This is a genomic window from Saccharopolyspora indica, from assembly GCF_027853965.1.
GTDB classification, from domain to species: domain Bacteria; phylum Actinomycetota; class Actinomycetes; order Mycobacteriales; family Pseudonocardiaceae; genus Saccharopolyspora; species Saccharopolyspora indica.
On sequence record NZ_JAQGLB010000002.1, the window covers coordinates 336,826 to 359,263 of the forward strand.

General features: G+C 70.7%; 23 protein-coding genes. 20 read left to right on the plus strand and 3 right to left on the minus strand.

Annotation, left to right across the window (positions count from 1 at the left end; translation table 11 throughout):
• Positions 1-5 precede the first annotated feature (5 nt).
• Entirely contained in the window at positions 6-1,178 is a 1,173-nt protein-coding gene (locus OU416_RS05440) for an anhydro-N-acetylmuramic acid kinase (protein ID WP_270925703.1), read from the minus strand.
• Positions 1,179-1,320: 142 nt separating this feature from the next.
• Here OU416_RS05440 and ftsY point away from each other — a divergent pair, with 142 nt between their 5' ends.
• Positions 1,321-2,781, plus strand: a complete 1,461-nt coding sequence (gene ftsY, locus OU416_RS05445) for a signal recognition particle-docking protein FtsY (protein ID WP_270925704.1) — start codon at positions 1,321-1,323, stop codon at positions 2,779-2,781.
• 162 nt (positions 2,782-2,943) lie between these two features.
• Here ftsY and OU416_RS05450 read toward each other — a convergent pair whose 3' ends face one another.
• The gene (locus OU416_RS05450) at positions 2,944-3,942 is read right to left on the minus strand and encodes a hypothetical protein (RefSeq protein WP_270925705.1); all 999 of its coding nucleotides are present in this window, start codon (positions 3,940-3,942) and stop codon (positions 2,944-2,946) included.
• The gene (locus OU416_RS05455; RefSeq protein WP_270925706.1) at positions 3,908-4,624 is read right to left on the minus strand and encodes a hypothetical protein; all 717 of its coding nucleotides are present in this window, start codon (positions 4,622-4,624) and stop codon (positions 3,908-3,910) included. The genes OU416_RS05450 and OU416_RS05455 overlap by 35 nt, the downstream gene beginning before the upstream one ends.
• Before the next feature lie 208 nt (positions 4,625-4,832).
• Here OU416_RS05455 and OU416_RS05460 point away from each other — a divergent pair, with 208 nt between their 5' ends.
• The 19 genes from OU416_RS05460 (at position 4,833) to OU416_RS05550 (ending at position 22,437) form a co-directional block, all read left to right on the plus strand.
• The gene (locus OU416_RS05460) at positions 4,833-5,522 is read left to right on the plus strand and encodes a FadR/GntR family transcriptional regulator (protein ID WP_270925707.1); all 690 of its coding nucleotides are present in this window, start codon (positions 4,833-4,835) and stop codon (positions 5,520-5,522) included.
• On the plus strand, positions 5,519-6,736 hold the full coding sequence (locus OU416_RS05465) for a CynX/NimT family MFS transporter (protein ID WP_270925708.1): 1,218 nt from the start codon (positions 5,519-5,521) through the stop codon (positions 6,734-6,736). Before OU416_RS05460 ends, OU416_RS05465 begins: the two co-directional genes overlap by 4 nt.
• A 338-nt stretch (positions 6,737-7,074) precedes the next feature.
• Positions 7,075-8,406, plus strand: coding sequence for an ammonium transporter (locus OU416_RS05470; protein WP_270925709.1), 1,332 nt, complete (start codon positions 7,075-7,077; stop codon positions 8,404-8,406).
• A complete protein-coding gene (locus OU416_RS05475) occupies positions 8,403-8,741 on the plus strand; it encodes a P-II family nitrogen regulator (RefSeq protein WP_093146645.1) in 339 nt (112 codons plus the stop codon). Before OU416_RS05470 ends, OU416_RS05475 begins: the two co-directional genes overlap by 4 nt.
• Positions 8,742-9,251: 510 nt before the next feature.
• The gene (locus OU416_RS05480) at positions 9,252-9,812 is read left to right on the plus strand and encodes an AAA family ATPase (protein WP_270925710.1); all 561 of its coding nucleotides are present in this window, start codon (positions 9,252-9,254) and stop codon (positions 9,810-9,812) included.
• Positions 9,813-10,108: 296 nt separating this feature from the next.
• Entirely contained in the window at positions 10,109-11,836 is a 1,728-nt protein-coding gene (locus OU416_RS05485) for a DEAD/DEAH box helicase (RefSeq protein ID WP_270925711.1), read from the plus strand.
• A gap of 376 nt (positions 11,837-12,212) precedes the next feature.
• The gene (gene ffh / locus OU416_RS05490; RefSeq protein WP_270925712.1) at positions 12,213-13,766 is read left to right on the plus strand and encodes a signal recognition particle protein; all 1,554 of its coding nucleotides are present in this window, start codon (positions 12,213-12,215) and stop codon (positions 13,764-13,766) included.
• Positions 13,763-14,839 (plus strand): metal-dependent hydrolase family protein, encoded by a 1,077-nt coding sequence (locus tag OU416_RS05495; RefSeq protein ID WP_270925713.1) that lies wholly within the window; start codon positions 13,763-13,765, stop codon positions 14,837-14,839. Before ffh ends, OU416_RS05495 begins: the two co-directional genes overlap by 4 nt.
• A 91-nt stretch (positions 14,840-14,930) precedes the next feature.
• Positions 14,931-15,722, plus strand: coding sequence for a CPBP family intramembrane glutamic endopeptidase (locus OU416_RS05500; RefSeq protein ID WP_333779620.1), 792 nt, complete (start codon positions 14,931-14,933; stop codon positions 15,720-15,722).
• Between the two features lie 90 nt (positions 15,723-15,812).
• Positions 15,813-16,547: a CPBP family intramembrane glutamic endopeptidase gene (locus OU416_RS05505; protein ID WP_270925714.1), complete on the plus strand. Its 735-nt coding sequence runs from the start codon at positions 15,813-15,815 to the stop codon at positions 16,545-16,547.
• Positions 16,548-16,726: 179 nt separating this feature from the next.
• The gene (rpsP, locus tag OU416_RS05510) at positions 16,727-17,167 is read left to right on the plus strand and encodes a 30S ribosomal protein S16 (RefSeq protein WP_270925715.1); all 441 of its coding nucleotides are present in this window, start codon (positions 16,727-16,729) and stop codon (positions 17,165-17,167) included.
• On the plus strand, positions 17,164-17,403 hold the full coding sequence (locus tag OU416_RS05515; RefSeq protein ID WP_093146638.1) for an RNA-binding protein: 240 nt from the start codon (positions 17,164-17,166) through the stop codon (positions 17,401-17,403). Before rpsP ends, OU416_RS05515 begins: the two co-directional genes overlap by 4 nt.
• 5 nt (positions 17,404-17,408) lie before the next feature.
• Positions 17,409-17,939, plus strand: a complete 531-nt coding sequence (gene rimM, locus OU416_RS05520) for a ribosome maturation factor RimM (protein ID WP_270925716.1) — start codon at positions 17,409-17,411, stop codon at positions 17,937-17,939.
• Positions 17,940-17,998: 59 nt separating this feature from the next.
• Positions 17,999-18,793, plus strand: a complete 795-nt coding sequence (trmD, locus tag OU416_RS05525; protein WP_270925717.1) for a tRNA (guanosine(37)-N1)-methyltransferase TrmD — start codon at positions 17,999-18,001, stop codon at positions 18,791-18,793.
• Between the two features lie 187 nt (positions 18,794-18,980).
• A complete protein-coding gene (gene rplS / locus OU416_RS05530; protein ID WP_093146635.1) occupies positions 18,981-19,337 on the plus strand; it encodes a 50S ribosomal protein L19 in 357 nt (118 codons plus the stop codon).
• 207 nt (positions 19,338-19,544) lie between these two features.
• Positions 19,545-20,447, plus strand: coding sequence for a signal peptidase I (gene lepB, locus OU416_RS05535; RefSeq protein WP_372907139.1), 903 nt, complete (start codon positions 19,545-19,547; stop codon positions 20,445-20,447).
• Positions 20,448-20,454: 7 nt separating this feature from the next.
• Entirely contained in the window at positions 20,455-21,207 is a 753-nt protein-coding gene (locus tag OU416_RS05540) for a ribonuclease HII (protein WP_270925719.1), read from the plus strand.
• Positions 21,208-21,240: 33 nt separating this feature from the next.
• Complete coding sequence (locus tag OU416_RS05545) at positions 21,241-21,564, plus strand: DUF2469 domain-containing protein (RefSeq protein WP_009943624.1); 324 nt, start codon at positions 21,241-21,243, stop codon at positions 21,562-21,564.
• A gap of 471 nt (positions 21,565-22,035) precedes the next feature.
• Entirely contained in the window at positions 22,036-22,437 is a 402-nt protein-coding gene (locus OU416_RS05550; protein ID WP_270925720.1) for a YraN family protein, read from the plus strand.
• The last annotated feature ends 1 nt before the right edge of the window (position 22,438 follow it).

Here is a 22,438-nt window from a genome sequence, read left to right on the forward strand (position 1 = left end):
GCCTCCTACGCGGTGTCACCGGGCTGCACGCGCAGCCGGGTCGGCGGGTGGACGGCCGGGGCGGGCAACCGCAGCGGTCCGGCTCCAGGGGTGATGCTGCCCAACAACCGGGGCCCGGCGGCCCCCGTGGTGCCCGGCGTGTTGCCGGAAGTGCCGTGCCAGGTGAGGAACCCGAGCAGCGCGGTGAGCAGTGCTTCCTTGCTGTCGGACGGTAGTCCGAGCTCGTCGCTGACCAGCACGGGTACCTCCAGCAGGCGGCGCAGCGCGGCGAGCAGGACGGGATTGCGCACCCCGCCGCCGGAAGCGACGACCCGGACGGCTCCCGCCGCGCGGCACGCGTCGGCGACGGTGTGCGCGGTCAGCTCGGTCAGCGTGGCCAGCAGGTCGGCGTCGGCGATGTCCACCTGGGCCAGCGCCCGGTCCAGGTAGGCGACGTTGAACCGCTCCTTGCCGGTCGACTTCGGCGGCGGCAGGCGGTAGTACTCGTCGGCGAGCAGCACGTCCAGCAGATCGGCCCGCACGGTCCCGCCCGCGGCGATCGCACCGTCGGTGTCCTGCGGTTGCCCGCTCACCCGGGCGGCGGCGAGGTCGATCAGCGCGTTGCCGGGGCCGGTGTCGTAGGCCAGCGGCCGAGCACCGCCGACCACGGTGATGTTGGCGATGCCGCCGATGTTCAGCGCCACGCCGGGCCCCGGCTCGTCGGCCAGCCACAGCGCGTCCAGGACACCGGCCAGCGGAGCGCCGTGCCCGCCGGCGGCGACGTCGCGGGCGCGCAGGTCCGACACGACGGGCAGTCCGGTCGCCTCGGCGATCCACGCGGGCTGCCCGATCTGCAGCGTGCCGCGCGCCCGGCCGTCCTGAACCCAGTGGTAGAGCGTCTGGCCCAGCGACGCGACGAAGTCCGCGCGGCCGTCCGCGAGCTCCAGCCCGACGCCCGCGGCGGTGGCGAAGTGCTGCCCGACGAGGGTGTCGAGGCGGCACAGCTCCGCAGCGCTGCACGGCGCGGGCGGCAGCGCCGCCAGCAGGTCCCGGTGCAGGTCGGGGGGATAGGCCACCGTCGTGCTGCCCAGCGGCCGGAGCTCCAGCACGTCGCCGTCCAGCCGCAGCTCGGCCGCGGCGACGTCGACGCCGTCCATCGACGTGCCGGAGATCAGCCCGAGCACTCGCCACCAGTTCACGTATGTGGTCTATTGCACAGTCAATGACAAATGCAAGCGTCGAAGAAGTTTTGTTGGTTATTTGCCCACTGCACCGCTTCAGCGAACCGACCCGTCCGGGGCGTGTGCCAGCGCCGGAATCAGCAGGTGGGAGGATGGGCGCGTGACCACCTCTACCGTGATTCTGATCATCGTCGCCGTGGTGCTGGTGCTGGCGATCGCCGTGATCGCCGGTGTGGTGCTGAACCGCCGGCGCCGGATCAGCCTGAGCGAGCAGGACGACAGCACCGCGCCGACCGAGCCCGTCAAGGGCGGCGGCTACCGCGCGGACGGCGGGATCAGCCTGTCCAGCGGCGGCACCACCACGGCCGCCCCGCCGGAACATCCCGCGGGCGAGCGCACCGAGGTGGAGGGCCAGCCCGGTGTCGGTGACGACGCGGCGGTCCCGCGCGACACCGAGCGCCGCGGCATCGTCGACGTCGAGCTCCCGGACGGCGGGACGACGACGGAGGAGCCGCCCGCCGAGGCGCCTGCGAAGCCCGAGACCGCTGAGAAGCCTTCGGCGCCCGAGGCCCCGGAGAAGCCCGAGGCACCTGCCGAGCCCGAGGTGCCCGCGCAGGAGCGCGTCGAGCCGGTGCCCGAACCGACCCCGGCGGAGCCGGAAGCGGCCGAGGAGATCGAGGAGATCGAACCGACGGCCGGCCGCCTGGAGAGGCTGCGCGGTCGCCTGTCCCGCTCCCGGTCGACCTTCGGCCAGGGACTGCTGGGCCTGCTGGGCGCGGGTGACCTCGACGAGGACTCCTGGGAGGAGATCGAGGACACCCTGCTGCTGGCCGACCTGGGTGCGGCCACCACGACCGAGATCACCGAGCGCCTCCGCACCGAGATCGCCTCGCGCGGCGTCCGCACCCCGGAGCAGGCGCGCGCCCTGCTGCGCGAGGTGCTGGTGGACGCCCTCGGCCCGGACATGGAGCGCGCGGTGCGAGCGCTGCCGCACGGCGACCCGGCCGACGGCGGCAAGCCCGCGGTGGTGCTGGTGGTCGGCGTCAACGGCACCGGCAAGACCACCACGACCGGCAAGCTGGCCCGGGTCCTGGTCGCCGACGGCCGCACGGTCCTGCTCGGCGCGGCCGACACGTTCCGCGCGGCGGCGGTCGAGCAGCTGGCCACCTGGGGCAACCGGGTGGGCGCCGAGGTCGTCCGCGGCAAGGAGGGCGCGGACCCGGCGAGCGTGGCGTTCGAGGCGGTCAGCCGTGGCTCGGACACCGCGGTGGACGCGGTCCTGGTCGACACGGCGGGCCGCCTGCACACCAAGACCGGCCTGATGGACGAGCTGGGCAAGGTCAAGCGCGTGGTGGAGAAGAAGGCCCAGGTGGACGAGGTCCTCCTGGTCCTGGACGCCACGACGGGCCAGAACGGCCTGACCCAGGCCCGCGTCTTCTCCGAGGTGGTGGACGTGACGGGCATCGTCCTGACCAAGCTCGACGGCACGGCCAAGGGCGGCATCGTCTTCCAGGTCCAGCGAGAGCTGGGAGTCCCGGTGAAGCTGGTCGGCCTCGGCGAAGGCCCGGACGACCTGGCCCCCTTCCAACCGGAAGCCTTCGTCGACGCCCTCCTCGACTGACCCCCGCCACGACGGCCCCGCACTCCGGTGCGGGGCCGTCGTGCTGTCCGGGGCCTGCCGGTGGAAACGCGGTCTTCGGTGTCGGTGGCGCGGCTTAGGTTGAGGCCGTGAGCGGGATCGAGTACGTGCGGGGGGACGCGACTGCTCCGCAGGGCAAGGGCGTCAAGGTGATCGCTCACGTGGAGTTCCGGCCTTCCTCATTCGCTCCAGCCGAACCCGCCGTCGGATCGCGTGGACTGCGGGCGGGAGGATCACGACCAGCACGGCCAGCGCCGACCAGTGCAGGTCGTACTTGGGTGCGTCGCCGAGTTTCAGCGCGAACACCGTCGCGAGAAGGGCTGAAGCGAGAACTGCGCAGATCAGGTTCCACCTGAGGATGGCCCTGTTGCCCCGGTCCGGGAGGCTGATCAAGAGGGCTGCTCCGATGAACAGGGCGACCATGAATGCCGCGCCAAACACCGGCCAGCCGAGGTAGTCGCCGATGTCGTAGACCAGCAGGTACACACCGGACTCCTGCGGGGCGCACGTGTAGTCCTGCCTGCTCCCGTCGGAATTCTGGTAGACGCAGTGGCCGTTCCGTCGCCCTGCGAAGTAGCCGAGCCAGCACAGAAGCGGGAGCGTCGCGATGACACCGACTGCGGTGACTGCGTCGGTCCACTTCTCGGGAGTTCCGAGTCGGCGCAAGAGGCTGTGCAGGAGAATGCCGCATGCGGTCGATACCGATCCTGCCAGCAGCAACGTCGTCGCGGTGACAGACCGGAGTCCGACGCGTCCTTCGAGTTGCAGGAGGTGGAGCGCTCCTCCCGTGAGAACTAGCGCCAGTTCCACGAAGAGGACGATTCTCGTGCTGCGGGAGAGCGGGTTTCGTCGCCCGACGGGTTGCTGTTCTTCGGGGCCGGATGAGCCCTCGCCTTCGGCAGGCTCGCTTTCGCGTTTGTGGTACTCCAGCTGCCTTGCGCGGAGAGTGTTCGCAGTCGCCGCGCAAAGGCCGGCAACGGTGTTGAGCAAGAGGAACAGCGGGAGGTGGTGAAACGCCCAGAATCCTACGATCTGCGCGCAGAACGACAGCACGCCCAGCGTCAGAAGAGCGGCCTGGAGAGGTGTCCGCTTCGGTTCCGGGCGGAGGCTATTCACCTTCACCTCGTTCGGTTGACTGATCACGTTGGCGCTTCCAGCGGAAGCAGGTGATCAGGCCCAGTGCGCTGGTGGCCGTCGCGGTGAGGACGATCCAGAGGCGTTCGGGCCGGGCGGTGTTGGCCAGGTTCACCGCGAACTGGATCGCGGGCACGAATGACCAGAGGACGCCGGAGATCAGGTACCAGCGCAGCGGAACCGTTCTGCGTCGTTTCGTCCGGCCGAGCACGTATCCGATCCCGGTGAACGCCACGATGACCGCCGCGGCGGCCAGCAGCGCGAGCCCGAGGTGGCCGCCGTCGGGCGGGACGATGCCGGGGGTTCCCGGAGCCCGTTCGCGGCACGACGTCAGTCCGAAGAATCCGTCTGGGCGCTCGACGATGCAGGTCTGGTGGGGATCCCTGATGAAGATCAACAGCCGCCACAGCGGCGGGAAGAGCGCGAGACTGCCGACGACAGCGATAGCCGCGGCCGGTTTGTCGTTGAGCCCCCGTCGGCGCAGCACGATGTGGCCGAGCATTCCGCAGACCATCGCCAGCCAGCCCGCCAACTGCCAGGTGCCGGCCGGCGGTGGCGCGGGTTCGCTGGCCAGGTTCTGTTCCAGGAGGTATACGGCACCCCAGGCCAGGGTCGCCGCCACGTAAAACCGGAAGAAGATCTTGGGATTGCCCTGGTGAGGGGGTTGCTCGGGGCTCGTCCGGATCGGCACTACGCGCTCCTCGTGGAGTGGTCGCGTCGTCTCTCGGGCAAGGGCGTCTCCGGGCTGGTGATCAAGCTGGCAGCTCGAACAGTATCCGTTTTGTCCTGGTGATGGACCATTTGCCGGGATGGTCGCGGTGATTGGTGGTGTGTCTCACCGGGTGGAAAATTTGTCTGACGACTGACGTATCGAATACCGTCTGGCGGGAGGTTTCGGGATGCGGGTTGTCGGACGGCGGTCTTCCGTCGACGAGGTCATCGCCGCGCTCAGCGCGCAGTTGGCGCAGGGCGCTTGGGCGCCGGGAGAGCGGATACCCACCGAGCAGGAGCTGGTGTCCGAGCTCGGCGTGAGCCGGGCCGTCGTCCGGGAGGCTGTTCGGGCGTTGGTGCAGCTGGGGTGCTTGGAAGCCCGGCAGGGCGCCGGGACGTTCGTGGTGTCCGCGGCCGATCCGACGCCGATGCTGCGGCAGCTGCGGCTGGCCGCGCTGCGCGATGTCTTCGAGGTGCAGCTGGCCTACGACGTGCAGGCCGCGCGGCTGGCGGCGCAGCGGCGGGAGGACGCCGACGTGGAGCGGTTGCGCGAGCTGCTGGACCGGCGCGACCGGGCCGCGTCGCCGGAGGAGTTCGGTGCCGCCGACGTCGAGTTCCACTCCGCGGTGGTCGACGCGGCGCGCAACCCGCTGCTCACCGAGATGTACCGCTACCTGCGCGAACGCCTCCGCGAGAGCTTGGTGGCGCTGCGCGCGGACAACGCGCTGAACGAGGGCGGCCCGGCTACCCACCGCGCGCTGTTCGACGCGATCGCCGACCGCGATCCCGAAGCCGCCGCCCGGGCCGCTCAAGCCGTGATCGAACCGTGCCTGACGTCGCTGCGGGGCGTCGTCGACGAGAGGGGAACTGCGCAGTGAGTACCGGAGTCCAGCAGGCGCCCGAGCGCGCTGCGGGCAAGGCCGCGGTCGCCACCATGGTGCTGATCGTGCTGGTCGCGCTGGCGCTGCGACCGCCGTTCACCGCGGTGGCGCCGCTGCTGGAGCGCATTCAGCAGGACCTCGGGGTGTCGAACACCTTCGGCGGGGTGCTGACCACGCTGCCGGTGGTGTGCCTGGGCGTGTTCGCGTTCGTCGCGCCGGTGCTGCGGCAGCGGTTCGGCGACGAGAAGGTGGTCGTGGGCTGCCTCGTGGTGCTGGTGGTCGGCAACTCGCTGCGAGCGCTCGGCTCGACCTGGACGCTGCTGGCGGGCACCGTCGTCGTCGGAGCCGCGATCGCGGTGGCGAACGTGGCGCTGCCCGGCCTGATCAAGCGCGACTTCCCGGACAACATCCCGGTGATCACGGCCGCGTACACGGTGTGCCTGACGCTGGGCGGCGCGTTCGCGGCCAGCATCGTGGTGCCGGTCGGCAACGCGCTGGGCTCGGCCTGGCAGGCGCCGCTCGGGGTGCTCGCGGTTCCGGTGCTGGTGGCCCTGGTGATCAGCGCGTTCGTCCTGCGCCGCGGTTCCGGTGCGCCGCCGCAGCCCTCGAGCCCGGGGGTGCTGTGGCGCACCCCGCTGGCCTGGCAGGTCACCGCGTTCATGGGCTTGCAGTCGGCGATGGCCTACGTGGTGTTCGGCTGGTTGCCGACCATGCTGCAGGGCCGGGGCATGAGCGCTGAGCTGGCCGGGCTGGCGCTCGGCATCCAGGCGGCCGTGCAGGCCGTCGGGTCCCTCGCGGTCCCGGTGCTGTGCCGCCGGTTCCGCGACCAGCGGCCGATCTCCGTGACGCTGGCCGTGTGCATCGCGCTCGGGTTCACCGGAATCCTGGTCGGCCCGGTGGCCGCGGTGTGGCCGTCGGTGATCCTGCTCGGCATCGCGCAGGGAGCGTCGTTCGGCCTGGCGCTGACGGTGATCGGGCTGCGCTCGCCGGACAGCGACACCGCGGCCGCGCTGTCCGGGATGGCGCAGGGCGGCGGTTACCTCATCGCCGCGACCGGCCCGCTGCTGATCGGGCTGCTGCACGACCTGGCGGGCAACTGGACGGCTCCGCTGGCTCTGCTGCTGGCCTGCTGCACCGCCTGGTTGATCTCCGGCCTGCTCGCCTGCCGCCACCGCCAAGTGCCGTCCGTGCAACACCCAAGTGCCAGTTAGTGGTTGTTTTGCGTGGCGGTGCGGGTGGCGGAACCTGAGTGCTTCCCTGGACTGCGGGTGCCCCTCCTGATGTATGTCCGATACACGGCGGAGGGGCCGTCCTCGCCCAGGGAGCCACCCAGTGGCGGGCCACCGTACCCGCAGCGGTGCAAGCTGCGTGCGTACTCAAAGCGGCTGCCGCCGCTTACTCAGGCGCGGACGGCTACGCCGGCAGTGCCCTCACAACACGCGCTTAACGCGCCGTGAGGCTGATTTCACCGCGCTGAAACAGCAGGACGGATCGCCCGAAACAGCAGCTCCCGATGATGCGGCGCAACTCGGTTCGCACGGGAGGCGATGTGAATTCAGGCGACACCGCGTGGGTGCTCGTGAGCGCGGCCCTGGTGCTGCTCATGACCCCTGGTCTGGCGTTCTTCTACGGTGGCATGGTGCGCTCCCGCGGCGTGCTCAACATGCTGATGATGAGCCTCGGCAGCATCGGTGTGGTGGGCGTGCTGTGGGTGCTCGTCGGCTACTCCACGGCGTTCGGTTCCGACGTGGGCGGCGTCGGCCTGCTCGGCAACCCCGCCGAGTTCTTCGGGCTCGGCTCGCTGCTCGGCGAGGACCAGCTCTCCGGCACGATCCCGACCCTGGCCTTCGTCGGCTTCCAGGCGATGTTCGCGATCATCACGGTGGCGCTGATCTCCGGCGCGATCGCCGACCGCGCCCGCTTCGGGCCCTGGCTGCTGTTCGCCGCGCTGTGGGCGGTGGTGGTGTACTTCCCGGTCGCGCACTGGGTCTTCGCCTTCGACACCACCGACGACGCGGGCAACGTGACCGCGGTCGGCGGCTGGATCGCCAACCGGATCGCCGCGATCGACTTCGCCGGCGGCACCGCGGTGCACATCAACGCCGGTGCCGCGGCGCTGGCGCTGGCCCTGGTGCTGGGCAAGCGCACCGGCTGGCCGAAGGACCCGGGCAAGCCGCACAACCTGCCGTTCGTGGTGCTCGGCGCGGCGCTGCTGTGGTTCGGCTGGTTCGGGTTCAACGCCGGTTCCGCGCTGGCCGCCAACACCACCGCCGCGATCGTCCTGGTCAACACGCTGGTGGCCACCAGCGCCGCGATGCTCGGCTGGCTGCTGGTGGAGCGCGTCCGCGACGGCCACGCCACCACGCTCGGCGCGGCATCGGGCATCGTCGCCGGGCTGGTCGCGATCACCCCGGCCTGCTCCTCGGTGACCCCGCTGGGCGCCATCGCGATCGGCGCCATCACCGGTGCGGCCTGCGCGCTGTCGGTCAGCCTCAAGTTCCGCTTCGGCTACGACGATTCGCTGGACGTGGTGGGCGTGCACCTGGTCGGCGGTCTGCTGGGCACCCTGCTGATCGGCCTGTTCGCGTCCTCGGCCGCTCCGGCCGGCGTGGACGGCCTGTTCTACGGCGGTGGGCTGGACCAGTTGTGGCGGCAGGCCGTCGGAGCGGTCGCGGTGCTGGTGTACTCGTTCGTGCTCAGCCTGGTCCTGGCGCTGCTGGTGAAGGCGGTGGTCGGCTTCCGGGCCGGTGCGGAGGACGAGGTCGTGGGCATCGACGAGACCGAGCACGCCGAGGCCGCGTACCACTTCGGCGACCGCGGCTCCACCCGCCGCGCCCCGGCGGGCGAGGCGGCACGCGAACTGGAGGACAGCCGCGCATGAAACTGGTCACCGCGATCGTGCAACCGTCCAAGCTGGACGATCTGAAGGAGGCGCTGGCCCGGCTCGGGGTGCTGGGCATGACGGTCAGCCAGGCGCAGGGCTACGGCAGGCAGAAGGGCCGCACCGAGGTCTACCGGGGTGCCGAGTACCCGGTGGACTTCATCGAGAAGCTGCGCGTCGAGGTGCTGGTCGAGGAATCCGCCGTGGACGAGGTGGTGGACGGCATCGTGCACGCCGTCCGCACCGGCAACGTCGGCGACGGCAAGGTGTGGGTGACCGCGGTGGACACCGTGGTCCGCGTCCGCACCGGCGAGACCGGACCCGAGGCGATCTGACCCGTGCCTGCTCGGAGGGCGTCTCCGGCCATGTGGCCGGAGGCGCCCTCGCGGCTTTCGTGAGTGATTTCCCGACCAGGTGCGGGCCGAGGTGAGTAGCAATACGCAGCCGCACTCAGGGGGCTTCACGGTCTCGCCGGGCCGCTCCGGGCGGCAGACTTCTCAGTGCGACGAGGAAGTCAGGGGGGAACCGGAGGGGGCACCCGCCCGCACTGGGGGTCGGGCGGGTGATTCCGGGCCTGGCGATCGCAACGGGGGACCCGCGCGGATGGCAGGGGAAGGGCCGTCCGGGCGGACTGGGAAGTGCACCAGGGGGATGGTGCGGGAGGCGGCTCGCAGGGGAGGCGGGCCGCCTCCTTCCCGTTCCGGGAGCGGCGGCCACCAGGCCGGATGAAAAAGCCTTAATCGAGACCGCGTTTCGCCGCCGCGGCGCCCGGGGCCGGACCTGCCGGGCAAGATCGACCGACGCGTAATCTAGTGCTCGTCGTGGACATACGGGACTCACCACCAGTGGTCGCAAACCCCCCGCCGACCGTGCGCGTCGGCCGCCGATCCCTCGTCGTCCTGGCCGGGCTGCCAGGCGCGGGCAAGAGCACGGTGCTGGGCAAGATCCGATCGGACGCAGGCATCTCGGCGCTGGACTCCGAGCAGGTCCGCGCGCGCCTGCGCGAGGTCCTGCCCGCCCGGCTGCCCTACCGCTACTACCGGCCGGTGGTGCACCTGGTGCACCGGAGCCGCATCGCCTGGTACTGCCTGACCGCCGCCGGGCCGGTCGTCGCGCACGAGCCCGCCACCCGGGCCACCACCCGCGCCATGCTGGTGGTCTTCGGCCGGCTGAGCGGGCGGCAGCGGGTGCTCGTGTGGCTGCACGCCGATCCGCGCGACGCGCTGGCCGGGCAGCAGCAGCGCGGTCGGCTGATCCGCAGCACGTCGTTCCAGCGGCACGTCCAGCGCGCGGACCGGATGTACCGGAAGCTGCGGGCGGGCGAGGTGCCGCGGGGCTGGCAGCAGGTGCGGTTGCTGACCCGCGACGAGGTCGCTCACGGGCTCCGGCTGGACGTCCGGGCGTGATGTGCGTCCCGTTGTGCCGGGGCGGCGCGGCGGGCCCGGAACTCGATCGCTAGGCTGGATTGCTGGTGCGGCGACCAGCAGGTCGCCGTTCCTGGCTGAGAATCATCGAGCTGCGGGTGACTGGCAACAGGGTGTGCGTCCAGCGGAACGCGCGGTTCGACAAGCGCAAGCGACAGCCCCGTGGTCGGGCAGAACCACCGCGCCGACCCCTCGCCCCCACCTAGGCGGGCAGTACCGGGCCGTTTCCGCGATCCATCAGCCCCCTGTCGACCCCACCGAGGAGACCCGCGTTCAGCATGCAGACCTTTGACGAGCTCGACCTCGACCCGCGCGTCCGCCAGACGCTGACCGAGATCGGCTACGAAACCCCCTCCCCGATCCAGGCGCAGACGATCCCGCTGCTGCTGGAAGGGCGGGACGTGCTCGGTCTGGCGCAGACCGGCACCGGCAAGACCGCCGCGTTCGCGCTGCCCATCCTGTCCCAGCTGGACCTCAAGGCCACCGGCCCGCAGGCCCTGGTGCTCGCCCCCACCCGCGAGCTGGCCATCCAGGTCTCCGAGGCCTTCCAGCGCTACGCCGCGCACCTGCCCGGCTTCCACGTCCTGCCGATCTACGGCGGCACCGGCTACGGCCCGCAGCTGGCCGGCCTGCGCCGCGGCGCGCACGTCGTGGTCGGCACCCCCGGCCGGCTGATCGACCACCTGGAGAAGGGCTCGCTGGACCTCACCGGGCTGAAGAACCTGGTGCTCGACGAGGCCGACGAGATGCTGCGGATGGGCTTCATCGAGGACGTGGAGCGGATCCTGCAGGCCGTGCCGGAGAGCAGGCAGGTCGCGCTGTTCTCCGCGACCATGCCCGGCGCGATCCGCAAGATCAGCCAGAGCTACCTCAACGACCCCGCCGAGATCTCGGTCAAGACCAAGACCAGCACGGGCACCAACATCGCCCAGCGCTACGTGCCGGTGCGCGGCTCGAACAAGCTGGACGCGATGACCCGGATCCTCGAGGTCGAGTCCTTCGACGCGATGATCGTGTTCGTCCGCACCAAGCAGCTCACCGAGGAGCTCGCGGAGAAGCTGCAGGCCCGCGGCTTCAACGCGGCGGCGATCAACGGCGACATCGCGCAGGCGCAGCGCGAGCGCACCATCGGCCACCTCCGGGACGGCAAGATCGACATCCTGGTGGCCACCGACGTCGCCGCCCGCGGCCTGGACGTCGAGCGCATCTCGCACGTGCTCAACTACGACATCCCGCACGACACCGAGTCCTACGTGCACCGCGTCGGCCGCACCGGCCGCGCCGGGCGCAGCGGTGAGGCGATCCTGTTCGTCTCGCCCCGCGAGCGGCACCTGCTGCGCGCCATCGAGCGGGCCACCCGCCAGCAGATCCAGCAGATGGACCTGCCGACGATCGACGCGGTCAACGACCGCAGGCTGGCCAAGTTCGCGCAGAGCATCACCGACACCCTGGCCAAGGGCGGCCTGGAGGTGTTCCAGGAGCTGGTGCGCGAGTACGAGCAGACCCACGACGTGCCCGCCGCGGAGATCGCCGCCGCGCTGGCCGCCATGGCCCAGGGCGACCGCCCGCTGCTGCTGGAGGCCGAGCCGGAGCCGCCGCGCCGCGAAGGCCCGACCTTCCACCCGAACAGCTCCGACACCGAGACCTACCGGGTCGAGGTCGGCCGCCGCAACCGGGTCACCCCCCGCGCGCTGGTCGGGGCGCTGGCCAACGAGGGCGGGGTGCCCAGCAAGTACATCGGGCACATCGACATCCGCAACGAGCACACGCTGATCGAGCTGCCCGCCGACCTGCCGGAGGAGCTGCTCAGCAAGCTCCGCAACACCCAGGTGGCCGGGCGCGGCCTGCGCATCAGCCGCGCGGACGGCGAGTTCATCAGCCGTCGTCCCCGCCGCCCCGCCCGGGACGGTGGGCCGCGGGACCGCGGCGACCGCCGCCCGCACCGCAAGGGCCAGCGCTCCCCGCAGTCGCGCGGTCCGCGACGCGAGGACTACCAGCGCAGCTGACCGAAGTCCGGCGAACCCCGGGTGGCCCGTGCCACCCGGGGTTGCGCCATTTCCGCGATTTCGTTCGCTTTGGCCGCAGCCGCGAAGCGCAGCGCAACAACGGCATGAGCTGCCGCATGCGCCGCAGGCGCATAACCCACCCTCGCAACTCGCACCGCCGCGGGTTCTCAGAGGTTTCCTGGCGAGGACGGCCCCTCCGCCGTGTATTGGTCATACATCAGGAGGGGCACCCGCAGTCCAGGGAACCTCTGAGGTTCCGCCACCTGCACCGCCACGCAGAACAAGCCTGGAATCAATCGCTTGGTCCGCACCGGGCCCTGGGCTTGGCCAGTTACCCTCGCATAGGTAATCCATCGACTCTGGAGACCGTGAACCCGTGTTCGACACTCTCTCCGACCGGCTCACCTCGGTCCTGACGAACCTGCGCGGCAAGGGGCGGCTGTCCGACGCGGACATCGACGCCACCGCGCGGGAGATCCGCATCGCCCTGCTCGAAGCAGACGTGGCGCTTCCCGTGGTGCGCAGCTTCATCAAGGGTGTCAAGGAGCGCGCCAAGGGCGCCGAGGTCTCGCAGGCGCTGAACCCGGCGCAGCAGGTCATCAAGATCGTCAACGAGGAACTGGTCACCATCCTCGGCGGCGAGACCCGGCGGCTGGAGTTCGCCAAGACCCCGCCGACGGTGATCATGCTCGCGGGTCTGCAGGGTGCCGGTAAGACGACGCTGGCGGGCAAGCTCGCCAAGTGGCTGTCCGGGCAGGGCCACACGCCGCTGCTGGTGGCCTGCGACCTGCAGCGCCCGAACGCGGTGAACCAGCTGCAGGTGGTCGGCGAGCGGGCCGGGGTGCCGGTGTACGCGCCGCAGCCGGGCAACGGGGTCGGCGACCCGGTCGAGGTCGCCCGCACCAGCATCGAAGAGGCCCGCCGGGCCCAGCACGACGTCGTCCTCGTCGACACCGCCGGCCGGCTGGGCATCGACGAGGAGATGATGAAGCAGGCCGCCGACATCCGGGATGCCATCACCCCGGACGAGGTCCTGTTCGTGCTCGACGCGATGATCGGTCAGGACGCGGTCAACACCGCGGAGGCCTTCCGCGACGGCGTCGGCTTCTCCGGCGTGGTGCTGACCAAGCTCGACGGTGACGCCCGCGGTGGTGCCGCGCTGTCGGTCCGCGAGATCACCGGCCAGCCGATCATGTTCGCCTCCAGCGGCGAGAAGCTGGAGGACTTCGACCTCTTCCACCCGGACCGGATGGCCAACCGGATCCTGGGCATGGGTGACATGCTCACCCTCATCGAGCAGGCCGAGCAGGCCTTCGACCAGGAGCAGGCGGAGAAGGCCGCGGAGAAGCTGGGCAGCGGTCAGCTGACCCTCGAGGACTTCCTCGAGCAGATGCAGGCGGTGCGCCGGATGGGCCCGCTGCAGAACCTGCTGGGCATGCTGCCGGGCGCCGGTCAGATGAAGGACCAGCTGGCCAACTTCGACGAGAAGCACCTGGACCGCATCCAGGCGATCATCCGCGGCATGACGCCCGCCGAGCGGGCCGACCCGAAGATCATCAACGCCTCCCGCAGGCAGCGCATCGCGCGCGGTTCCGGGGTGGCCGTCAGCGACATCAACGACCTGGTCAACCGGTTCTTCGAAGCCCGCAAGATGATGCAGCAGATGGCGGGCGGCTTCGGCTTCGGGGGCGGTGGCGGCAGCAAGAACCGCAAGGGCAAGAAGGGGAAGAAGGGCAAGAAGGGTCGCGGCCCGACGCAGCCCAAGGGCATGCGCGGCCTGCCCGGCGGCTTCCCCGCCATGCCCCCGGGCGGGATGCCCGGGCTGCCTCCGGGCGGCCCCGACCTGTCCAAGCTGGAGGGCGGCATGAACGACCTGCCCGCCGGCTTCGACCCGTCGAAGCTGAACTTCGGCAACGGCAAGAAGAAGTGACCGCGCTGCACCTGCGCGGGGTGCTGCTGCCCGACGGCGCGCACCGCGACCTGTGGGTCCGCGACGGCCGGATCAGCCTCGACGAGGTGCCGGGCGCCGAGACCGTCTTCGACGGCGGTTTCGTGCTGCCCGGCCTGGTCGACGCGCACTGCCACATCGGCATCGGCCCGGACGGCCCGGTGGAGCTCGACGAGGCGGCCGCGCAGGCCGAGCTCGACCGCGACGCGGGCACCCTGCTGGTCCGCGACTGCGGCGCGCCCATCGACACCCGGCCGCTGCAGGAGCGCGAGGACCTGCCGCGGATCATCCGCGCGGGCCGCCACCTCGCCCGCCCGAAGCGCTACATCCCGTACCTGGCCGACCAGCTCGACCACGAGGAGCAGCTGCCCGCCGCGGTCGCCGAGCAGGCGGCCTACGGGGACGGCTGGATCAAGCTGGTCGGCGACTGGATCGACCGCTCGGTGGGCGACCTGGCGCCGCTGTGGAGCGACGAGGTGCTGACCGAGGCGATCGCGACCGCGCACCGGATGGGTGCCCGCGTCACCGCGCACGTCTTCGGCGAGGACGCGCTGCCGGGCCTGATCGCGGCGGGCATCGACTGCATCGAGCACGGCACCGGGCTCACCGACGACACGATCGAGCTGATGGCCCGGCACGGCACCGCGCTGGTCCCGACGCTGATCAACATCGAGAACTTCCCGTCCTTCGCGGCCGCGGCCACCAAGTACCCGGCCTACGCCGCGCACATGACCGAGCTCTACGGGCGGGCCGACCGCACCGTGGCGAAGGCGATCGAAGCGGGCATCCCGGTCTACGCGGGAACCGACGCGGGCGGCGGCATCGCGCACGGCGTGCTGGCCGACGAGATCATCGCGCTGCACCGCGTCGGGATGTCCACCGAGCAGGCCATCGGCGCGGCGTCGTGGCAGGCCCGCGAGTGGCTGGGCTGGCCGGCCCTGGAGCACGGCGCCCCGGCGGACCTGGTCTGCTACGCCGAGGATCCCCGCAAGGACCTCGCCGAGCTGCGCAACCCCCGTCGCATCGTCCTGCGCGGCAACGTCGTCGGCGCTTGACGATCTCCGAATCGCCAGGTCAGCGCAACGATGTGTGATCGGCGTCGAACCCGTTGAACACTTAGGGTTGAAGCGTCGAGGGGAGCTCATCGTGGGGGAGCAGCCGGAACGGGAATCGCCCGGGAACCGGCCGGCGGGCAACGCCGTCGGCCCGCACCCGAGGTTCTGGGAGGCCCAGCTGGAGGCCGCGCGGCGCGGCTCGCTGGCGTGGGGCCTGGCCGCGTTCTTCATCGGCTACGGCGGCTACTACCTGGTCGGGCTGATCCTGACCGCGGTCCAGCCGGATCGGCGCAGCGGGTTCGACCCGACGACGCCGCCCAGCACCGGTCCGCTGCTGCTGCTCGCCTTCGCCCCGAACATCCTGCTCGGCCTGGTGCCCGCGGTGTTCTCCTGGTGGTGCGGCCGCGGCCTGCGCGCGGACTTCGGCATCGTGCCCAAGCGGCGCGACTTCAAGGTCGGAGTGCTCTGCGGACTCGCCGCGCTGTTCGGTTCCCTGCTGCTGACCCTGGTGATCGTCGCGATCTCCGGGCCGCCGCCGGAAACCGACCTCGCCCGGCTGATGCAGGGCGAGCGGACGTTCTGGCTCTTCCTGTTCGCGCTGTTCGCCTTCCTCGGCGCGCCGCTGACCGAGGAGCTGCTGATGCGCGGTGCGCTGTGGGGCGCGCTGGAGCACTACCGCATCCCGCGCTACGCGATCCTGGTCCTGACCTCGATGATCTTCGCGCTGATCCACCAGGAGGTGTGGCGCACGCCGGTGCTGTTCGTCGGCGGCCTGGCGATCGGCGCGGCGCGGATGATCACCGGCCGGGTCGCGACCAGCATGATCGCCCACGCCACGAACAATTTCCTGCCCGCTCTCCTGCTGTTCGCCGTCGCCAGGTGAAAACCGGTGCCGCGCGTTGATCGGCTGGGGGTAACCTGACGGCTCGCCGGTCTGGGGCCGGCCATGCCGATCGGCACTGCGGAGACGCCCGTGAACGAAGCGCACCAGCCGGGGGAGACCCCGGAGCGGCCGACCCCACCCGCCCGCACCCACCGGTGGGGGCTCGGCGCGTTCTTCCTGACGCAGGCGGTCTTCGTGCTGGTGTCGGTGCTGCTGGCGGCGGCCTTCGGCAGCCCGGACGGCAGCACGCTGGTGATCATGCTGATGCTGCCCACGGTGCTCGCCGGGGCGCTCGCGGTGCTGATCACCGTGGTGCGCGGCAACGGCCCGCGGCTGGACTTCGGCCTGGAGTGGCGCTGGTCGGACGTCACGACCGGCCTGGCCATCGGCGGCGTCGGCCTGGTCACCACGACGATCGCGACCATGCTGTGGGTGCGCTGGGTGGGCGAGGACAACGCCCAGTCGACGGTGAGCGGCCTGCTCGACGGGGTCGAGCTGCCGCCGGTGGTGGCGGTGGTGATCTTCCTGCACATCTGGCTGATCGCGCCGCTGTGCGAGGAGCTGCTCTACCGCGGCCTGCTCTGGGGCGCGATGGAGCGGATGCGCTGGGGCCAGCTCAACGTGTTCGTGCTCAGCACGGCCGTCTTCGCGATCGGCCACCTGGAGCCCGAGCGCACGGCGTTGCTGCTGGTGATCGCGATCCCGATCGGCGTGGCCCGGATGGTCACCGGACGGCTGACCGCCAGCGTGGTCGCCCACCAGGTGAACAACTTCCTGCCCGCGCTCGGTCTGCTGCTGATCTCCCTGGGCCTGCTGCCGGCCTGATGCGCCACCCCGGAGCTGCCGCGACGGGCGGATCTGGCAGAATGGTTAGCTGTTCGCCGCGAGGGGTCCCTCTCACCGCTTGTGGCCGTTTTTGACCTACGAGCATTCCGAATCGCAGCCCCACGCGGTCCGGTGTGCTCTCCGGAGCACGAACGAGAGTCTGAGGAGCACCAGCACCCGTGGCTGTGAAGATCAAGCTCGCCCGGATCGGTAAGATCCGTGAGCCGCACTACCGCATCGTCGTCGCCGACGCCCGCACCCGCCGCAACGGCCGGGCCATCGAGACGATCGGGCAGTACCACCCGAAGGAGAACCCGAGCGGCATCGTCGTCGACTCGGAGCGGGCGCAGTACTGGCTGAGTGTCGGGGCGCAGCCGACCGACCCGGTGCGCAACATCCTGGAGATCACCGGCGACTGGCAGAAGTTCAAGGGCCTGCCGGGCACCGAGGGCACGCTGAAGGTCGCCGAGCCGAAGCCGAGCAAGCAGTCGCTGTTCGAGGCCGCGCTGGCCGCCGCGGGCGAGGAGCCCACCGTCGAGGCCACCACCCCGAAGAAGAAGGGTGGCAAGAAGGCCGAGGACAAGGCCGAGGAGCCGAAGTCCGAGGAAGGCCAGGCGTGACGGTCCTCGCGGACGCGCTTGAACACCTGGTGCGCGGCATCGTCGACAACCCCGACGATGTCCGCGTTCAGCTGCTCACGACCCGACGCGGTCGCACCCTCGAGGTGCACGTGAACCCCGACGACCTGGGCAAGGTCATCGGCCGCAGCGGTCGCACCGCGACCGCGCTGCGGACGGTGATGTCCGGCATCGGCGGTCGCGGCATCCGCGTCGACGTGGTCGACACCGACCGCTGAGCACCATGGCTGAACCCGAGATCCTCGCCGTGGGGCGCATCGTCCGACCGCACGGTGTGCGGGGAGAACTCGTCGTCGAGGTGCTCACCGACAGCCCTGAGCTGCGGTTCGTGCCCGGCTCCGTGCTCGGGACGCAGCGCCGCGGCGAGGACCGCGGGCAGAACCTCACCGTGGCAGCCGCCCGGCCGCACGCCGGGCGGCTGCTGCTGCGAGCCGAGGGCGTCGACGGCCGCGAGGCCGCCGAGGACCTGCGCGGCGTGCTGCTGACCGTCACCACGGACGTCCTCGAACCCACCGAGGACCCGGACGAGTTCCACGACCACCAGCTGGTCGGGCTGCGGGCCGTCGAGCCCTCCGGGACCGAGATCGGTGAGGTCCGCGAGGTCATCCACACGCCGGCGGGCGAACTGCTGGCGCTGCGGACTGCCGACGACCGCGAGGTCCTGGTGCCGTTCGTGGTCGAGATCGTGCCCGAGATCGACCTGGCCGCCGGGAAGCTGGTCGTGGACCCGCCCGAGGGTCTGCTCGACGAATAACTCCAGCCGAGCCATCCGCCCTCGCCATCAGGCGGGGGCGTTTCCGTTTCGAGGGCACATTGCGCATCGACGTCATCACGATCTTCCCCGACTACCTGAACCCGCTGCGGGAAGCGCTGCTGGGCAAGGCCATCGAGCGCGACCGGATCGCGGTCGGCGTGCACGACCTGCGGGACTGGACGCACGACGTGCACCGCGCGGTGGACGACAGCCCCTACGGCGGCGGCCCCGGCATGGTGATGAAGCCCCAGGTCTGGGGCGAGGCGCTGGACGCCGTCTGCGGTACCGGTGAGGCCCCGATGCCGCGGCTCGTGGTGCCCACGCCCGCAGGCAGGCCGTTCGACCAGCGCACCGCGATCCGCTGGTCCGCCGAACCGTGGCTGATCTTCGCCTGCGGCCGGTACGAGGGCATCGACCAGCGGGTGATCGACGACGCGGCCACCCGGATGCCGGTGGAGGAGGTCTCCATCGGCGACTACGTGCTGGTCGGCGGTGAGGTCGCCGCGCTGGTGATGATCGAGGCGGTGGCCCGCCTGCTGCCCGGCGTGCTCGGCAACCCGCTGTCGGCCGAGCAGGACTCCTTCTCCGACGGACTGCTGGAGGGGCCCTGCTACACCCGTCCCGAGGTCTGGCGCGGGCACGCCGTGCCGGACGTGCTGCGCTCCGGGAACCACGCCGCGATCGACCGCTGGCGGCGGGACCAGGCGCTGGCCAGGACCTACCGCAGGCGCCCGGATCTGCTGGCCGCGCTGCCGGAGGGGGACCTGGATAAGGCCGACCGCGCGCAACTCGATAAACTGCGGGCGTCGGAACATTCCGACGAGTCCCGGAATGCCGGAGAAGCGCCTCGCTGACCCCGTCGGCGGGGGCGGTTGAGACACCGAAAAGCGGATCTGGCACACTGGAACGGTTGACACAGCCGGACGATGTCCGGCGTGCGTTAAGCAAGTTCACCCCGTGTCAGGCGGTGCCCACCAGTAGGTCGGGTCATCGACATGCGAGAACACGGGTGCCTTCGACACGGATGAGGACGGACCACCGATGAACACCCTGGACGCGTTGGACGCCCAGTCGCTGCGTTCCGACATCCCGGCCTTCCGGCCCGGTGACACGCTGAAGGTCCACGTCCGCGTCATCGAGGGTTCGCGCGAGCGTACTCAGGTCTTCCAGGGCGTGGTCATCCGCCGGCAGGGCGATGGCATCCGGGAGACCTTCACCGTGCGCAAGGTTTCCTTCGGTGTCGGTGTGGAGCGGACGTTCCCGGTGCACACCCCGAACATCGCGCAGATCGAGGTCGTCACGCGCGGTGCTGTTCGGCGGGCGAAGCTGTACTACCTGCGCGACCTGCGCGGCAAGGCGGCGAAGATCAAGGAGAAGCGGGAGACCGCCGCTTCCTGATCGGACGGACTGAGAACAGCCCGGATGCCCAGCATCCGGGCTGTTCCTTTTGTTCGCGGCATTGCACCTTCGGGTGATCAATGCCGGTCCGAGCCCGCTTCCGGCGCTGGGCGCGGCGGAAAATCGCAGCTCGTTCGGGCTCTCCGAAGCGGGGGAGCGCGACGGCACCCGCCGCGGTTCCAGTAGCCTGGCCGGGTGGCCGACGTCATGCGCAGCGGATCAGCGGAGGAGCCCCACGAGGCGGAGCACCACAGCGGTGCCCCGCAGGACTCGGAGGAAGGCTCCCGCGGCCGCAAGCCCAAGAACAAGAAGAAGGGCTCGTTCTGGCGCGAGCTGCCGATCCTGATCGTCACCGCGCTGGTGCTGACGGTCCTCATCCAGGCGTTCATCGCGCGGGTCTACGTGATCCCGTCGCAGTCGATGGAGCAGACCCTGCACGGCTGCACGGGCTGCAACAACGACCGGGTGCTCGTCGACAAGATCACCTACCGGTTCTCGGATCCGGAGCCGGGCGACGTCGTGGTGTTCCGCGGCCCGCAGCCGTGGGTGCAGAACGAGTTCCAGGCCGAGGAGCCCACCAACCCGGTGGCCGGCTTCTTCCAGGGCGTGGCCTCGCTGCTGGGCTTCGGCGCTCCTGACGAGAAGGACTTCGTCAAGCGGGTGATCGCGGTCGGCGGCCAGACGGTGGAGTGCTGCGACGCGCAGAACCGGGTGCTGGTCGACGGCAAGCCGCTCAACGAGCCCTACCTGTACTGGGAGCCGGGCCGCGGGGTCGGCCAGGACGAGTTCAGCGCGGTGACGGTTCCGCCGGGGCACCTGTGGGTGATGGGCGACAACCGCAACGACTCGGCGGACTCCCGGGTGCAGGGCAACGGCGGCGTCAACGGCGCGGTCCCGGTGGACAACGTGATCGGCAAGGCGCAGTTCATCGTGCTGCCGCCGACCCGCTGGCAGGGCATCGACGACCCCAACCCGCAGGCGGACGCGCTGGGCGCCCCGGCCTGGCAGACCGGGGTGCCGGTCGGGTTCGGGGTGGCCGCGGCGTTCCCGACGGTGTGGCTGGGTCGTAGGCTCGTCGGTGTGGTGAGCAAGCGACGAGCCTCGGAGTGACGTTGACGTGACGGTGGCGGAGTTCCGGCCGCCGAGGTCGGTGATCCGGCGCAGCAGCGGCAACTGGGCCCTCCAGCGCGCGCTGGACCGCCGCGGCCTCGGGCCGGTGGCCGGGGTGGACGAGGCCGGGCGGGGTGCGTGCGCCGGACCCCTGGTGGTGGCGGCGTGCGTCCTGAAGCCGGGCGACGACCGGCGCTTCGACGGGCTGACCGATTCGAAGGCGCTGTCCGAGGCGGAACGCGAGCGGCTGTTCGACATCGTCACCTCGCGGGCGCTGAGCTGGTCGACGGTCGTGATCCCCGCTGAGGACGTCGACGCGCTCGGCATCCACGTGGCCAACCTGGAGGGCATGCGGCGCGCGGTCGCCCGGCTCTCCGAGCACCCCGGCTACGTGCTCACCGATGGGTTCCGGGTGCAGGGTCTGGCCACGCCGAGCGTGGCCGTGCTGAAGGGCGACCTGGTGGCCGCCTGCGTGGCGGCGGCATCGGTGCTGGCGAAGGTGACCCGCGACCGGCTGATGGCCGAGCAGCTGCACCTCGAATTCCCGGTCTACGGGTTCGACGTGCACAAGGGGTACAGCACACCGCTGCACTCGACGCGGCTGAAGAAGCACGGGCCCTGTCCCGAGCACCGCTGGTCCTATGCGAACGTGGCGGCGGCGGCGCACCGGCACGGGATGCGCTCGCCGCGCGCGGTGAGCAGCAAACCCGGGCTGTTCGATGCTTCTGAGGGGGAAGTGGTGGACAATGAGGTGTTGTAGTCCGATCGGCAACGCAGAAGGGCTCGCACAGCGATGAGCGCCGAGGATCTCGAGAAGTACGAGACCGAGATGGAGCTGCAGCTCTACAAGGAGTACCGCGACATCGTCGGGCAGTTCACCTATGTCGTGGAGACCGAACGGCGCTTCTACCTGGCCAACGCGGTGGACGTGCAGGTGCGCAACTCCGACTCGGAGGTCTACTTCGAGGTGGCGATGTCGGACGCGTGGGTGTGGGACATGTACCGCCCGGCGCGATTCGTCAAGAACGTGCGCGTGATCACGTTCAAGGACGTGAACGTGGAAGAACTGGACAAACCGGATCTCCGGCTGCCGGAGAGCGGCCCGTTCGGTTCCTGACCCCGTGTCGATAGCTCGGGCGGTCGTCGTGCGGCGACCGCCCGAGCTTCGTTTTCAAGCCCGTCGTGCGCGGGTCCCAGCGCTTCGCGCGGGCCGTCCTGGTCCGGGGAAGCGTCGGGGCTGGGTCGATCGGATTGTGCTTCGTCGGCGTGTCGGGCTGTCATTCGTCGCTTAATACGCGGAATCAGTTTCGTCTTCCTGTGCTGTGAATGCGTTCGGGATCCGGATTTCGCGGATCTTTCTTCGTGTTTCTTCGCATTCCCACTCGTCCGAGTGATCGGAGTTGTCCACAGGGGATTCGGTTATCCACAGATTTCCGATGGGTACTGGTGATCGGCGGATTTTGCGGGCAACGTGGAGTCATCCACTCGTGCCCGGATCCGTTGGTGCGCTGCGGGAAACCCGCTCGCGACGCCGCGCGGTGCTGCCCGGGTGCGGGAATTTCCGCAACACCAGACCGAGGAGGAACTCGTGCGCCGAAAGAAGATCGTGGGACCCCTCAGCGATGCCTGCACCGGGGACGGCAGGAATGCGCTGGGGCTCGCCGGGGAGCGGTTGGCCGCCCAATTGCTGGAAGGCCGTGGAATGACGGTGCTGGACCGCAATTGGCGGTGCCCGCAAGGAGAGCTCGACATCGTCGCCGCGGACGGCGACACCGTGGTGTGCTGCGAGGTCAAGGCGCGCTCCGGGACCGACTACGGCGGACCGGTCTACGCGCTCAACCAGGAGAAGGCCATGCGCATCCGCAGCGTCGCGCGGTCGTGGCTGGCCGAACGGGAGCTGGTGGGCTGCCCGGTGCGCTTCGACTTCGTCTCGGTGCTGTGGCCACCGGGCAGATCACCGCACCTCCGGCACCTCAAGGGGGTGTTCTGAA

Bases quoted from the DNA above. Each gene is read 5' to 3' on its own strand.
- OU416_RS05460 (WP_270925707.1), top strand. From the start codon at position 4,833: ATGCGGGTTGTCGGACGGCGGTCTTCCGTCGACGAGGTCATCGCCGCG.
- OU416_RS05475 (WP_093146645.1), top strand. From the start codon at position 8,403: ATGAAACTGGTCACCGCGATCGTGCAACCGTCCAAGCTGGACGATCTG.
- OU416_RS05485 (WP_270925711.1), top strand. From the start codon at position 10,109: ATGCAGACCTTTGACGAGCTCGACCTCGACCCGCGCGTCCGCCAGACG.
- rimM (WP_270925716.1), top strand. From the start codon at position 17,409: ATGGCTGAACCCGAGATCCTCGCCGTGGGGCGCATCGTCCGACCGCAC.
- rplS (WP_093146635.1), top strand. From the start codon at position 18,981: ATGAACACCCTGGACGCGTTGGACGCCCAGTCGCTGCGTTCCGACATC.
- lepB (WP_372907139.1), top strand. From the start codon at position 19,545: ATGCGCAGCGGATCAGCGGAGGAGCCCCACGAGGCGGAGCACCACAGC.
- OU416_RS05545 (WP_009943624.1), top strand. From the start codon at position 21,241: ATGAGCGCCGAGGATCTCGAGAAGTACGAGACCGAGATGGAGCTGCAG.